Consider the following 14,385-nt stretch of genomic DNA (forward strand, 5'->3'; position numbering starts at 1 on the left):
AGTTACTTTTGGAGTTGGAAAACCACAAACCTATTTTTTACAAACCTAATGAAACGTATACATTTCTACCTCTTAGCTTTCTTATTTATGGGAGCAAATCTTGTCACAGCACAAGAAGACAAAAAACCTCAAGGGCATATCAATACAAACAAGTTCAGACAACTATATCAAGAATTTGCAACCCCAAATATGTACCGTACAGCTTCTGGAGCTCCAGGAAAAGCATACTACCAACAACAGGCCGACTATGAAATGGAGATTGAGTTGGATGATAAAAATCAAAAAATTTACGGAGTTGAAACCGTTACGTACACAAACAATTCACCAGATGACTTAGAATACCTTTGGGTACAACTAGACCAGAATGTTCGTGCTAAAAATTCTCTGAGAAAAGTAAAAGATGGAGGGAGAATTCCGCGGATGCAAAGAGCTTCTAAATTTGTAGGGAGTTATGTAGCAGATCCGTTTGATGGAGGATTCAATATTGATTATGTAAAAGATTCGAAAGGAAGACCAATGTCTTTTACAATCAATGAAACGATGATGCGTATCGATTTACCAAAGGCATTAGAGTCGGGTGATAAAGTTTCTTTTTCTATCAAATGGTGGTACAATATCAACAATCACGTTACCAATAGAGGGCGTTCAGGATATGAATTCTTTGCAAAAGATGGAAACTACGCCTATGTCATTGCACAGTTTTTTCCACGCATGGCAGTATATAATGATGTAGAAGGTTGGCAAAACTATCAATTTTGGGGAAATGGTGAATTTGCGTTGCCATTTGGAAACTATGAAGTAAGCATTACTGTTCCTGCAGATCATATATTGGACGCTACCGGAAAGCTGCAAAATAGAAAAAATGTATACTCAAAAGAAATGATGAAGCGGTATGAACGTGCGTTAGAATCGTATGACGAACCTGTAATCATTGTGACACAAGACGAAATAGAAGCCGCTGAGAAAAACTTTTCAAACCAAAAGAAAACTTGGAAGTTCTACGCTGAAAATGTAAGAGACTTTGCATTTGCAACATCGCGTAAGTTTATTTGGGACATGCAAGCGGTAAATATCAATGGTACAAGAGTGATGGCAGTTTCTATGTACCCGAAAGAAGGAAATCCACTTTGGGAAAAATATTCAACAAAAGCTGTAGTAAGTACATTAAAAACGTATTCAAAACATACATTCGACTATCCATACCACAAAGCAATTTCAGTACATGCTAAAAATCAAGGAATGGAATATCCAATGATTTGCTGGAATTACGGTCGTCCAAACGAAAATGGAAGCTACTCAGAACGTACCAAGTTTGGAATGATCAGTGTGATCATTCATGAAGTTGGACACAACTTTTTCCCTATGATTGTCAACTCTGACGAACGTCAATGGGGATGGATGGACGAAGGATTGGATACATTTATGCAGTACTTAGCTGAACAAGAATTTGCTGAAGCGCATCCAGAATCAGTTGCATCTACAGGCGGGAAATATCCTTCACGAAGAGGAGAACCATCTAAAATAGTTTCATACATGAAAGGCGGTCAAAATCGCTTGTCGCCAATCATGTCGAATCCTGAAAATGTATTCAAATTAGGACCAAACGCTTATGGGAAACCAGCAACAGGATTAAACATTTTGAGAGAAACAATTATGGGACATGATGCATTTGATCATGCATTCAAAACATACGCACAGCGTTGGAAATTTAAACATCCAACTCCTGAAGATTTCTTCAGAACGATGGAAGATGCTTCTGGAATTGACTTAGATTGGTTTTGGAGAGGTTGGTTTTACACAACAGATTTTGTAGACATCGGAATTGAAGGTGTAAAAAAATACCAAGTTGGAGTACGTAATGTGAGCAATAGAAGTTTTGTGTACTTTATTCCAGAAGATGACGAGCGATACAAAAAAGAAAACGAAGGGAAATCTGTAATAAACAAAGAAGGCAGTGAATCTTTAAAGGAATACTTAATGGATAATTTTACGGCAGAAGAAAGAGCAGCCATGGACGATCCAAAATATTTCTATGAAGTTGAGTTCAACAAGCCAGGTGGTTTGGTAATGCCAATTATTTTTGAATGTACCTATGAAGATGGATCAAAAGAAATGATCAAATATCCAGCGCAAATTTGGAGAAAAAATGACAATCGTGCGAAAGTTGTTGTTGCATCAGAAAAAAAATTAGTCAACATTCAGTTAGATCCAAAGCTAGAAACAGCCGATATTGATACCTCAAACAATTTCTGGCCAAAAGAAGAAGGGCAATCAGACTTCAACAAATTCAAAGAAGACAAAATAAAGCAATAACATTGCGACATACAACACCATGTAAAAGCCAGCGATATCGCTGGCTTTTCTTATTTAACGTGAGTTCGACTTAAAAAACCTTTATTTTACTTGTAATTTACTGAAAAATAAACACTTGTCAGTTCGAGCGCAGTCGAGAACAGCTAAGAATTGATATTTTCAAAGGAATCTCGACTGCGCTCGATTTGACATTAAGTGTAATGTATTAACAATAAAGTACATAGCATAATATTTATATCGAACTCACGTTATTTAATGAAAAGTTTACAGAAAAAATAACAGAAAGCACTAGTGTTTCAGACAAGAAAAAAAGATCAAACAAGTTCATCATAGGATTTACTTGATTATATTTGTATAATAATTGAATAAACATGGTATTATTTATTAGTGGTGGAGAAATATTTGTAATCATGCTCATTGTAGTAATGGTATTTGGTGCGGATAAAATTCCTGAAATTGCGCGCGGCTTAGGAAAAGGAATGCGTCAATTAAAAGATGCTACAAATGAAATAAAGCATGAAATTCAAAAAAGTGCCGAAGACAGTGGCATAGATACTGATATTGCCAGTGATGTTCAAAATGAAATCAACAAAGTAAAAGAAGATATTGATGACATGTCAGGACCTATCAAAAGGCAATTTTAATGCTCAATAGCTGGTTGACATACGATAAAGAATTGCTCATTTATCTAAACAATTTAGGAGATATGCAATTTGAAATCTTTTGGCTCTCCGTCACAAAATTTATCTATTGGATTCCACTCATCATCTTTATTTTTTATAGCATCTACAGAAAATTTCCAAAAAAACAAGCCGTATACATTATCGGTTATGGCATTGGCATTTTATTATGCTCTTTACTCGTTGTAGAACTTGTAAAAATAGGTGTAGAGCGCATGCGTCCTTGCAACGATCCATCGGTGGCGCCGTTTCTAAACATTGTCATTCAACCCAAAAATTACAGCTTTTTCTCTGGACATGCTACCGTTTCCGTAGCTTTTACCACCTTTATGTGTTTAATGGTGAGAAAATCGCTTCCGCAGATACGACTCTTGGTCATTTGGCCTTTGCTGTTCATGTACAGCCGCCTCTATTTCGGAGTTCATTATCCGTCCGATATCTTCACAGGAATGCTTATTGGAATTTTGATTGGAATTGCATTTCATCGAATTTGCAATGCACGCATAGTAAAATTACGAATTTATTAATATATTCGTTAAAATTTTAACCAATCAACAATATTACATGAAAAATCTTAACCTAAGACTAGCCGTGTTAGTGGTTGCTTTTGGCGTAATTTCTTGTTCAAATGACACCGCATTTGAAACTGTAGAAGAAGAAAGCAACATTGAAAACTTACAAGCGAAGCCATTAACTCCAGCACAAATCAACACCAAAATCAACGAAACTGTTTCCAACCGAGAACAATTTGAGTGGACAAAAATGGACGCACACACCATATGGAGTGCCACCGTTCACGGTGATCAAATCTTAACCATTGGATATGGAAATGATGACAACGATTTTAACAAAAATGATTCCAATGCAGCAGGTATTAAAAACCAACTCATTCAGCGAATTGCAACCATAGATGGCAATGGACAAAAGAAAACGAGCGATTTTTTAATCGACGATGACGATCAACTCAACATCATTGATGTTAAAATAGAAAATTTAGCAACCGTAGTAGATTTACTCTCACAAAAAGGAATTCGATACATTGAACCTACAGGATATCGCTACTTAGATCATGAAGCAACTGCAAAATCTGGAGCAGGTTGCGGATACGAATCAGCAACACTCAATGCTGCCGATTACACAACCATAGCCCCAGGAGCCAAAGTACCTTGGACGTTTTACGAGCATAACATTCCATCAGCTTGGAATTACAGTACAGGAGCTGGCGTAGGAATCGGAGTTATTGATACAGGATTAACTCCAAACAACTCTTTAATGAACGGAAACTTCAATGATGGATATTCTTCAGGAAGATATGTTCAAAAATTTGGAACGTTTGTAGATTCTTGGTGGCCTTGGTCAAGCAGGACAGATGGTCCAAATGACAAATGTGGACATGGAACAAGTATGACGGCAGTAGCAACTGCGCCTAGAAATAACAATGGAATGCCAGTAGGAGTTGCATATAATTCAAATTTAATTAGTTATCGTGGAACAAAAAATGTACTTTTAGACGGTTATCACGAGCAAAAAGGGGTTGCAAATGCATTAACAGCACTTGGAAACAGAAGCGATGTAAAAGTAATTTCAATGTCTATCGGGCATATCATTTCTGTTGGAAGAATCAAAGATGCCGTGCGATATGCAAACAATAGAGGAAAATTAATCTTTGCTGCTGGTGGTACTTCCACAAGTTTCACTAACTTTGTAGGAGTGATATTTCCAGCATGGATGGATGAAACGGTAGCTGTAACAGGTGTAACAGATGCAAATTACTATGAAGAGTGTGACATTTGCCACAAAGGAAGCAAAATTGATTTCACCGTAGTTATGCAGCGTGATGGCAAAGGAAGTAGAACAACGCCAGTACTAAGTTACTATAATGGACAAACGGATTATGTTGGTGGTTCATCAGTAGCAACGGCAACAACAGCAGGAATTGCAGCGCTTGTATGGTCAAGACATCCTAGCTGGTCAAAAACACAGGTATTAAACAGATTGAAACAGTCTGCAGATCTATATCCAAACAGAAGTTCTCAGTACGGATATGGAAATATAAACGCATTGCAAGCAGTTCAATAGAACAGTTGGCATATTTAGTTTAGTAAATAGGGAGAAACTCTCGTCGTCATGGCGAGAGTTTTTTTATTACAAAAGATTCTTTAAAATCTTTTGGTTTGTTTGGTATTTTAAATTGAAAAAGATTTCTTTTAACAGCTAACAGCTAACAGCTAACAGTTAACAGTTAACAGTTAACAGCTAACAGCTAACAGCTAACAGCTAACAGCTAACAGCTAACAGCTAAACAGCTAACAGCTAAACAGTTAACAGTTGGTTAAATTTTTCGTATTTGATTTTCAGATAGTTACAAAATAAGGAGTCCAAAAAAGGGTCAATTTCTATGCTTTTCGGTACTCGGAAACGGTACTCTTTTGACACCTTAAAATTACTAAATTTTTGACTGATTTTAGCTGTTTATCTATCGCTGAAAAAGTATCAGTTTTCTCATGTAATTACAATAAAAATACACGAAAAAATGGTACGTAAAGAACAAACAAAAAGAAAATCAATTGTAGACAAATTAGATTTGGCTTTGATTCCTAAATCAACCAAACCACTCATTGATACAAAAAAAGTATTAAAGCACACTGTAGCTAAAGTAGCACTATGTGGTGTGGCAATTTATGGAATACTCAAAGTGTCAAAATACTTTGTCAGTGCTTATGCAGAACTTATTCGAGCATCAAAGAACTTGAGTGATGCACATAAATATTGAATAAAACGAAAGCTTTTACTTTTCAGATTGCCTTTTAGCAATTTTAAGTTGTTTTATCATAATATCTATCACTAGGATTTGATTTTCTTGAAAGCGCTCCCAAAGGATATCCAAAGAGCCAATCACGTTTGCTAAATGTGGTTGGCTTTCTTTTGTAAGCGTATTGTATGATGGATTCTCTTTTTTTCTTTCGATGTCCTAATATTTTATAATCAAATTGGTATTATTATAATCACATAGATATTTTAGCAACTGACAATTAATTTATGTAAATTTCGTTCTTAATAGAATTTACTAAACAAAAACTCAAATTACCAACTACATTATGAAGAAGATTATCCTTCCTGTTGATTTCTCAAAGCATTCAGAATATGCTTTAGAAACAGCTGCCGCACTTGCTAAAAAGCACAATTCTCAATTGATTGTTATGAATATGTTAGAGTTGTCAGAATCGATCATTTCTAACTCAAGTTCTGATAGACAAAATGAAATGCTATTCAATTTAGCATTAGCGAATAAAGAATTTGAATCGTTTTTAGATAAAGAGTATTTAGAAGGTTTAGATGTGGTGCCAATGATTAAGCATCATAAAGTACTGAAAGAAGTAGATGCGGTTGCAAAATCTGAAAATGCAGATTTAATCATCATGGGATCCCGTGGACACAGTAATCACGACGGAATTTTTACAGGATCGAATACAGAAAAAGTGGTTCGTTTTAGTGAAACTCCAGTATTAGTAGTTAAAGGAAAAAACACAGACATTAATTTTGATAATGTTGTGCTGGCTACTGATTTTTCAGAAGAAAGCATTCCTGCATTTCAAAAAGCTACTAACTTATTAGGAGAATTGGCAAGCAATGTCTCGTTATTACATGTAAATGTACCTAGCAATAAATTTAAAAGTACAGCCGAACTTGAAGAAAAAGCGGCAGACTTTTTTGCGAAAGCGAACGCAGAAAGCTGGAAAAATAAAGTGAAGTATGTGGCTGATTATACCGTAGAAGATGGAATCTTAAATCATTCTAAAAGGTCAGGAGCAAAAGCAATTGCCATGACAACACACGGACGTAAAGGATTGAGTCATTTCTTTGGTGGAAGTGTGACAGAAGATTTGGCAAATCATGCAAAATTGCCTGTACTGACCGTTAAAATGTAATTTATATATATATCATAAAAAAGACCTAACGAATTTCGTTAGGTCTTTTTTATTTACAATCGTAAGATTGTTAGGAATTCATGTTTTTGATCGCTTCTTTGTAAGATGCTAAATCCGTTCCATCTTTAAATAAAGTTAGCGATTTAGCAACAATATATTGTACATTACTTGGGTTGAATCCCATGGCTTTTGCCATACGCTCTAGCCACATTGATTGGTGTTTTCCTTCAATATCTTTATCCTCGTAGATGACTTGTACAACTTTATAAAAATTCTCTAAACGTTCAGTATACGTATACGGAGCTTCAATAGCTTGTTTCATATAGTTATCACTAATCGTTTTATATTCTGCATCAGAAATTCCAAGTTTAGTGGCTAAGTATTTCAAAAAAACTTTTTCATCTTCAGTAGTATCTCCATCTCTAAAAGTAATCTTCATTATCGCCGAAAAAGCATCATGATATTGACTGCGTGAATGGTCATTTTGTGAACTCATAAACTATAATTTAAGTATTATTCAATAATAATGAATACAAGATAATTAATAAACCGCTACAATCATAATTATTGTAACATAATAATCGTTAATTTGAAACAAAAGAAGTGTACTGATTTAGGTATAAATTACTATCTTATTTTCCTGAAAATGAAAACCATTTTATGAAACTGAATTACAAATATTCAAGTGTTTTAAAAAGTTATATAATCGGATGGTTTGTGGCAAGTATTATTTGGCTTTTGGTGTCTAACACCAATAAAGGAAAAATTACCTTTATAGAAACTACCTACGCTAATGAATTGATTATTTTCGTGGTAACATGGTTGTTACAAGCATTTGTATATGGTTTTTTACAAGTATTAATTAATAAATTTGTAAAGAATAGAGTACCATTTTTCAAACTGCAAATCTACTCTTTGTTACTGCAATTGATCACCGCCATTTTTATCGTTATTAGTGTTTTTGTCATTTTTAAAAGTGCAAACATCCTAGAAGAAGGCACAGATATCCTTACTTTTTTAAATGATTTAGATGGACTTTGGGTTGTTTTTCTATTTGCTTTGATTGTCAATTTTACCATAAATACTGTCGATTATATTGACTTGGTTTTGGGAAAGGGAAATCTTTTAAAAATGATTAAAGGAACGTTTTACGCACCGCGCGAAGATGAAAAAATATTTATGTTCTTAGATTTGAGAAGTTCTACTACCTACGCAGAGAAATTAGGTCATGTATTGTATAGTAAACTGATTCAAGATTGTTTTGATGATTTGGCAGTTGTGAATGAATATGAAGCTGAAATTTACCAATATGTAGGAGATGAATCGGTGTTAACTTGGTCTCCCAAAGATGGTTTGAAAAACAACAATTGCATTCGTGCTTTTTTCGCGTTTAAAGATGGCATACATAAACGAGCATCGTACTATATGAATACGTACGGCGTATTGCCCGAATTTAAAGCAGGACTCAATACAGGCGTTGTCATGGTGGCAGAAGTTGGAAAGTTAAAACGTGAAATTGCGTATCACGGAGATACCATCAATACCGCAGCAAGGTTGGAAGGTGAATGCAATCGGTTGAAAGCCGAAATGGTGATTTCTGAACATCTAAAAAATGCGCTCACATTAGATTCAGATTTTAGCGCGCAGTTTGAAGACGAAATTATTTTGAAAGGAAAAAATGTTGCTTTAAAAGTGTATTCTGTAGAGCGGATTAACTTGTAACTGTAAAAAATTAGTTTAGTCTTTTAAACTCTCCGTACGTTTCTCTAATTGATTCGCTGCATTTTTATCCGTACGCATTACTTTTTTGATCAAGTAATAACCGCCAGCTAATACGATAATTAAAGAACTAATTCCGAAAAGGGTTAGCGGTTTCATGTGTGCGATGTCTAAATCGATTACATGTCTAGAAACTCCAATCAGCGCGACTAACAATACGATTTCGACATGCACTACGTCTTCCTTTAAATACATTTTAATGGTGTGCAGTAATTCAATTCCAATTAAAACAGATAAGAAACCACCAAATACTTGATGCAAATGCGTCATGATGTTGTTGTCTTTTGAGAATGAATTTTGAATACCGTCAATAATACCACCAAATAGCATTCCTAAGAATACAATTGCGGTATAAACAACAACTAACAGTAAAGAGAATAGTAATATAATGATGATCCATTTTTCAATAGATTCAACTACGTTTAATATTTTTCTATCAATTTTTTTCATTTGTTTGTGCTAATTGATTAATATATTTTCCAACAATAATAGAGGTAATAATTACGAGGTAAATTTGTCCCATTAAGCCAATTAAAATCGTTGCTTTTCTTGCAATGGCAGTTACAGGAACAATGTCTCCATATCCAATGGTTAACAAGGTAATATAGCTAAAATACATTAATTGTTCTAGCAATGTGTCGCCATGAGAAGCATCTAAGATTCCTTTGAATGAATTCGGATCAATCATTTGTATGGAAATAAAGATAAAAAAACCTATCAATCCCAAAGAAATATAGCCGCTTATTAATCCTAGAATTACGTTTTTATTAACAATACTCGCTTCCCACACTTGTTTTATAATTTGAATGGTCACAATGGTGTAAAATGAGAAATACGTCCCCATTTTTATATATCTAAAAAAACGTTGTTCAGCCTCTAGGTTGAATATGAAATTTAAAAGCATTATTATAAAGAGTCCAAAAAATATCCAAACGAGTTGTATGTTTTTTGAAATCACTAAAATACCAGCAAGTAAATTAGTAATAAAAAAAAGTGACATGATAATATCTTCCAACGTTCCAGACGGAATTAAAAGCGAGCCAAAAAGTATGGTTATTTGACTGATAAAGAAAATACTAAAACGATGTGGATATAATTTTTCTAACATTACTTTTTATGCATTGAAAGTTACGTATTAGTTGAATAATGGAATTTCTACACCTAAAATAAATCGCCATCGACTTAATTTAAGAGTAGTTATTTCAGAATTAGTTCCAGTATTTATAGGTTCGGTTGGAAAATTTATCGGTTGGTTAAAGTCTGTACTTGTACGTGAATAGGTTGTTCCCAATAAAAAGCGTCCCCATTTTATATTTGCATCTACTCCAAACCCAAAATGCCAATAATCCGATTCGTAATTGATTTCTCCTCCGTTTTGATTGACAACATCAAAAAAGTTCGCACTTTCTACATAAGCGGAATAATCTGATGAGAAACTTAGAAAACCTGTAAATACAGGAGAAATATAAATTTCGGCGCCAGCTCCAAAGTTAATGACTGATTTTAATTTTTCTCTAAAATCTAAGCTTGAACTGCTTGTATTTGAAATGATATTGTCAGGAATAGCGATACGTTTATAAGCGTTTAGTCCGTCATACCATTCTGTATTTATGTGTATTTTACTTTTCCCTATTGGAATTCCTGCACCAACAGAAACGCCTAATGCCGTTCTTCGTTTGTTGTTTACATTTCTAAGTTCAGTAACATTGAAAAAATCATCTGGAGCGCCTAAACCTGCTAAAAATTCTTCTGCTCTGAATTTTGCACTATCATAAATGTTTATGTGTGGTATATGTACGGTTGCACCTAATTCTAATCCTTCTGTTTTGTAGGAAGCTCCAATTTTAAAGAATAGTCCGTATGTTTCCTGTTCGTAGTTAAAATCACTGTTATACGTTACAACTTCATCTGAAGCACTTTCGCCTGCATATAATGATTTTCCTGCTCCATTCATTTCATACACAGATAAAAACATAGAGGCACCAATACTAAATTTGGAAGAAATTTTCCGTGACCACGAAAAGCCAAACCATTCTTCCGAAATAACATCTTCTAAATTTATGCTCCCAATAAAGCGTTCTGCTCCTGGAATATTTATTTGATCACCATCTAAAACACCTGTATTGAATGCTAGTTCGTTATCAACACGATGTCTTGATAAAAAAGAATATGCGAATTTATCTTTAGGCAAAAATTTCAATGTTAAAGTCCCAGCAATCATTGTAGGAACCGCTCCAATACGTTGATTTGACACATTGTTTCCTGCTCCAAATGCATTGGTAAGATTTGTACTGCTAACTTCATAGGCTTTACCACTTACCGAAAACGCTGGTTTTTCAATTAGAGATAATCTTGATGGATTGTAATATACAAGTCCTAAATCATCAACACTACCCGTAACGTTTCCGTTGAGAAGAATAGAACGACTTCCAAAATTTTCAATGCGGTAATTTCCTTGTGAAAACGCTGAATTGGTTATTCCTAAAAAAATACAGATTCCCAAAAAAGTAGTTGCTATTTTGTGCATACAGAACTAATTTAGTTGTAATATTTAGTCTAATAGAGCTTCATTAAACTCATAATCTTTGTAATTTACCTTATACATTACACTGTAAAAGGCAGGAATAAATAGTAACGTAATTACCGTACCGAATAACAATCCAATCATGATGGTTACTGCCATTGGTTCCCACATTTCTCCTCCGCCAAGATATAATGGCACTAAACCTAATACCGTGGTGAATGTAGCTAACAATATAGGTCTGAAACGTTGCAAACACGCTGCAATGATAGCATCTTGCGGTTTTCGCTTGAGTTCGGCTTCTTCTATTTCAATTCGGTCTACCAGTACAATTGCGTTATTTATGACAATTCCCGCTAAGGAAATGACACCTAAAAACGCCATAAACCCGAAAGGAACGCCAAACAATAACAATCCTAAAACCATTCCAATAACTCCAAGTGGAATGGTACAAACAATCATAATCATTTTACGGAACGAGTTGAACTGAATGATTAATAACATAACAATGATAAACGCTGATAATGGTAAGTATTTTGCTACCGCGCCCATATTTTCTGCGGAGTTTTTGGCGTCTCCGCCTAATTCGTATGTATATCCTTTTCCCCAAGTTCCTTTTTGTTCTTCCAACCAAGGTATAATGTTATTTGTGATTTCGGAAGCATTTCCGTCTGCGGATAATTCACTCGAAATTACAATAGTTCTAGTTAGGTTTAAACGCTTAATTTTTGAGTATTGCCATTCAGGAACAATAGAAGCAACTTGTAGTAAAGGCACACTTTTCCCTGAATTTTGAGCATAGATATTGAGTGTCTCTAATGAGGATAGCGATTGTTGCGAACTTTTGGTGCTTTTCATGACAATCGGAATAGATTTGTCACCTTCTCTATATTCTCCCGCTTGAAAACCATCTAAAACCGTTTGTAAAGACGTGGCAATGTCTTGATTGGTTACACCAGCCGTTTGTGCTTTATTTTGATCAATGTCAATGACAAATTTCTTTCCTTTTGGTCCCCAATCATCCTTAATATTTTTGGTTCCAGAAATACTAAATAATTTTGTTTTTAGCGATTCTGCAATGCTTGCCAGTTTATCAGGATTGCCTCCAGAAACTTCAATTTCTATTGGCGTTCCACTTCCTCCAGCACCGAGTAAACCAACTTTGATATCAGCATTTGGGAAATTTTCAAAACTATATGCATCCAACTTTTCTACCATTTCATTATTGACTAAGAAAGAAGACGTATTTATTAAAATATGTGCATAATTTGAGTTGGCTTCATCTGCATTGTAACCAAGATCATACGAAGATGGACCTTCACCAATATACGCTGCCCAATCTACAATTCCGTCAGATTTGGTATTGCTTACTTTTAATTCTTTCGTCATAAAATCTTCCAAAGCCAATACCACTGCGGTTGTACTTTCTATTTTGGTATTTTCTGGTAGATTGATATCTATCGTAATCATATTTCGATCACTATCAGGAAAGAATACAAAACTTAAAAACCCAAATCCATAAATAGACAGGAAGAATAAGAACACAATAATGACTAGTACTGACTTTTTCCATGCCAAGGCAAGTAAAATTAAATCTTTGTACTTTCTTTTTAGTCCGTTGATTAATTTGTCTAAGAAACTTTCTTTATCGCCAACTTCTTTTGGTTTTACTTTTAAGAAGAACACACAAAATAAGGTTATAATACTCAGCGCGATGATCCAAGAAGATAAAAGTGCAATGGTAATTACGACAAATATTGGTCCCATAATGTCTCCCATAACTGATTCTGCCATAAAGAATGCTAAGAAGGCTGCGGAAGTGGTTAGTGTGGATATCAATAGCGGTGTAAACAATTCTCCACAAGAATCAATTGCAGCTTTTTTAACAGGAATGCCCACTTCCATTTTTACCATGATAGACTCGGCGACGACAATGGCATTATCAACCATCATTCCAAGTGCCATGATTAATGCTGCCAATGAAATTTGATTTAATCCTACATCAATCAACCCCATTACCATTATAGTTGTAATGGTTACAATAGGAATTAAACTGGCAATGACCAATCCTGTTCGTATTCCTAAAAAGAATAGCATAACGGCTAGTACAATTCCTATTGCTTGTAAAAGGTTACCAATAAAGTCACTAATTTTCACATCTATATATTGGTCGATAGAGGAGACGCGTGATAATTCTAATCCGATAGGAAGTTTGTCGCGCCATTCGGCTAAAACAACATCCAATTCTTCTCCTAGTTTGATAATATTTGCCCCATCTTTTAACGAAACATGTAATGAAATCGCATCTTTTCCGTTGATACGAACTTTTTGTGTTGAAGGACTTATATAGCCTTTTCTAACGTTTGTAATGTCTTTTAAATTGACAACTTGACCGTTTTCCCCAACTGGAATCAACATTTCTTTGATAGCTTCTAAATCGTTGAAATTTCCAGTAGGTTCTAGGATGATGCTTTCTGCTTCAACATTTATAGTTCCTCCAGAACTTAAAATATTTGTACTTGCAATAATATTTTGCAATCTGTTAGAAGTAAGTCCATACGATTTTAATTTTGTGTTTTCAAATTCTATAAAAATCCGTTCATCTTGCACTCCATTGAGTTCTACTTTTGCGGCATCTTCTAACTTGATGAGGTCGTCTCTTATATCATCTGCATATTCTTTCATTTCTGTATATTCAAAGCCATCAGAACTTAATGCGACTGCAATTCCAAATACTTCTCCAATTCCGTCATCTTTTAGTTGCGGTTGTACATTATTTGGTAATCCTTGTACGGTACTTAATTTACGACGCAATCGGTCCCAAACGGCTTGTAATTCTTCAGGAGCAACTTCCATTTTGAGTTCAACTTGTACTACAGAAAGTCCTGTGCGCGATGTACTTTTTACTTCTTTTAGTTCGGGTAATTCTTGTGCAATTTTTTCTATTTTATCACTCACCAATTCCTCAACACGTTCTGGACTTGCTCCAGGAAATGAGCAAACTATAGAAGCAACTCTAATGGTATATGGAGGCATACTGTCTCTTGAGAGAGAAGCGTAAAAAATAGCACCCATCACCATGATAACAGCTAGGATACTTAAAACTACTCGGTTTCGATTTATTGAAAATTCAGTAAGATTCATCTGTATAGGTTGATTAGGG

At 34.7% G+C, this 14,385-nt stretch carries 12 protein-coding genes; 7 read left to right on the forward strand and 5 right to left on the reverse strand.

The genetic code is table 11. The features are described 5' to 3' along the window. Window positions 1-48 precede the first annotated feature (48 nt). The 6 genes from KORDIASMS9_RS10600 to KORDIASMS9_RS10630 all read left to right on the forward strand — a co-directional run bounded on the left by KORDIASMS9_RS10600 (window position 49) and on the right by KORDIASMS9_RS10630 (window position 6,922). On the forward strand, window positions 49-2,313 hold the full coding sequence (locus KORDIASMS9_RS10600; protein ID WP_114902818.1) for a M1 family metallopeptidase: 2,265 nt from the start codon (window positions 49-51) through the stop codon (window positions 2,311-2,313). 371 nt (window positions 2,314-2,684) lie between these two features. Continuing rightward, window positions 2,685-2,957, forward strand: coding sequence for a twin-arginine translocase TatA/TatE family subunit (locus tag KORDIASMS9_RS10605; protein WP_114902819.1), 273 nt, complete (start codon window positions 2,685-2,687; stop codon window positions 2,955-2,957). Continuing rightward, window positions 2,957-3,520: a phosphatase PAP2 family protein gene (locus KORDIASMS9_RS10610; RefSeq protein ID WP_114902820.1), complete on the forward strand. Its 564-nt coding sequence runs from the start codon at window positions 2,957-2,959 to the stop codon at window positions 3,518-3,520. The genes KORDIASMS9_RS10605 and KORDIASMS9_RS10610 overlap by 1 nt, the downstream gene beginning before the upstream one ends. A 37-nt stretch (window positions 3,521-3,557) precedes the next feature. Continuing rightward, on the forward strand, window positions 3,558-5,072 hold the full coding sequence (locus KORDIASMS9_RS10615) for a S8 family serine peptidase (RefSeq protein ID WP_114902821.1): 1,515 nt from the start codon (window positions 3,558-3,560) through the stop codon (window positions 5,070-5,072). Between the two features lie 454 nt (window positions 5,073-5,526). Then, on the forward strand, window positions 5,527-5,766 hold the full coding sequence (locus tag KORDIASMS9_RS10620; protein WP_114902822.1) for a hypothetical protein: 240 nt from the start codon (window positions 5,527-5,529) through the stop codon (window positions 5,764-5,766). A gap of 325 nt (window positions 5,767-6,091) precedes the next feature. Next, window positions 6,092-6,922, forward strand: a complete 831-nt coding sequence (locus KORDIASMS9_RS10630) for a universal stress protein (protein ID WP_114902823.1) — start codon at window positions 6,092-6,094, stop codon at window positions 6,920-6,922. A 70-nt stretch (window positions 6,923-6,992) separates the two neighbouring features. Here KORDIASMS9_RS10630 and KORDIASMS9_RS10635 read toward each other — a convergent pair whose 3' ends face one another. After that, a complete protein-coding gene (locus KORDIASMS9_RS10635; RefSeq protein ID WP_114902824.1) occupies window positions 6,993-7,418 on the reverse strand; it encodes a TerB family tellurite resistance protein in 426 nt (141 codons plus the stop codon). A gap of 164 nt (window positions 7,419-7,582) precedes the next feature. Here KORDIASMS9_RS10635 and KORDIASMS9_RS10640 point away from each other — a divergent pair, with 164 nt between their 5' ends. Further along, complete coding sequence (locus KORDIASMS9_RS10640; RefSeq protein ID WP_114902825.1) at window positions 7,583-8,644, forward strand: adenylate/guanylate cyclase domain-containing protein; 1,062 nt, start codon at window positions 7,583-7,585, stop codon at window positions 8,642-8,644. A 15-nt stretch (window positions 8,645-8,659) separates the two neighbouring features. On the opposite strand, the gene KORDIASMS9_RS10645 is transcribed toward KORDIASMS9_RS10640, so the two are convergent. The 4 genes from KORDIASMS9_RS10645 to KORDIASMS9_RS10660 are packed head-to-tail and all read right to left on the reverse strand — an operon-like array spanning window position 8,660 to window position 14,366. After that, window positions 8,660-9,151 carry a phosphate-starvation-inducible PsiE family protein gene (locus KORDIASMS9_RS10645; RefSeq protein ID WP_114902826.1) on the reverse strand — a complete coding sequence of 164 codons (492 nt, stop codon included), beginning with the start codon at window positions 9,149-9,151 and terminating at the stop codon, window positions 8,660-8,662. After that, entirely contained in the window at window positions 9,138-9,809 is a 672-nt protein-coding gene (locus KORDIASMS9_RS10650) for an ion channel (protein ID WP_114902827.1), read from the reverse strand. The genes KORDIASMS9_RS10645 and KORDIASMS9_RS10650 overlap by 14 nt, the downstream gene beginning before the upstream one ends. A gap of 27 nt (window positions 9,810-9,836) precedes the next feature. Then, window positions 9,837-11,228 carry a hypothetical protein gene (locus KORDIASMS9_RS10655; RefSeq protein WP_114902828.1) on the reverse strand — a complete coding sequence of 464 codons (1,392 nt, stop codon included), beginning with the start codon at window positions 11,226-11,228 and terminating at the stop codon, window positions 9,837-9,839. 24 nt (window positions 11,229-11,252) lie between these two features. Continuing rightward, complete coding sequence (locus tag KORDIASMS9_RS10660; RefSeq protein ID WP_114902829.1) at window positions 11,253-14,366, reverse strand: efflux RND transporter permease subunit; 3,114 nt, start codon at window positions 14,364-14,366, stop codon at window positions 11,253-11,255. Between the last annotated feature and the right edge of the window lie 19 nt (window positions 14,367-14,385).

It is taken from the genome of Kordia sp. SMS9, assembly GCF_003352465.1.
Lineage (GTDB): Bacteria > Bacteroidota > Bacteroidia > Flavobacteriales > Flavobacteriaceae > Kordia.

Coding starts and splice junctions, on each gene's coding strand:
- KORDIASMS9_RS10660 (WP_114902829.1), bottom strand. CDS start 14,366: ATGAATCTTACTGAATTTTCAATAAATCGAAACCGAGTAGTTTTAAGT.
- KORDIASMS9_RS10640 (WP_114902825.1), top strand. CDS start 7,583: ATGAAACTGAATTACAAATATTCAAGTGTTTTAAAAAGTTATATAATC.
- KORDIASMS9_RS10650 (WP_114902827.1), bottom strand. CDS start 9,809: ATGTTAGAAAAATTATATCCACATCGTTTTAGTATTTTCTTTATCAGT.
- KORDIASMS9_RS10630 (WP_114902823.1), top strand. CDS start 6,092: ATGAAGAAGATTATCCTTCCTGTTGATTTCTCAAAGCATTCAGAATAT.
- KORDIASMS9_RS10610 (WP_114902820.1), top strand. CDS start 2,957: ATGCTCAATAGCTGGTTGACATACGATAAAGAATTGCTCATTTATCTA.
- KORDIASMS9_RS10655 (WP_114902828.1), bottom strand. CDS start 11,228: ATGCACAAAATAGCAACTACTTTTTTGGGAATCTGTATTTTTTTAGGA.
- KORDIASMS9_RS10620 (WP_114902822.1), top strand. CDS start 5,527: ATGGTACGTAAAGAACAAACAAAAAGAAAATCAATTGTAGACAAATTA.
- KORDIASMS9_RS10645 (WP_114902826.1), bottom strand. CDS start 9,151: ATGAAAAAAATTGATAGAAAAATATTAAACGTAGTTGAATCTATTGAA.
- KORDIASMS9_RS10600 (WP_114902818.1), top strand. CDS start 49: ATGAAACGTATACATTTCTACCTCTTAGCTTTCTTATTTATGGGAGCA.
- KORDIASMS9_RS10615 (WP_114902821.1), top strand. CDS start 3,558: ATGAAAAATCTTAACCTAAGACTAGCCGTGTTAGTGGTTGCTTTTGGC.
- KORDIASMS9_RS10635 (WP_114902824.1), bottom strand. CDS start 7,418: ATGAGTTCACAAAATGACCATTCACGCAGTCAATATCATGATGCTTTT.
- KORDIASMS9_RS10605 (WP_114902819.1), top strand. CDS start 2,685: ATGGTATTATTTATTAGTGGTGGAGAAATATTTGTAATCATGCTCATT.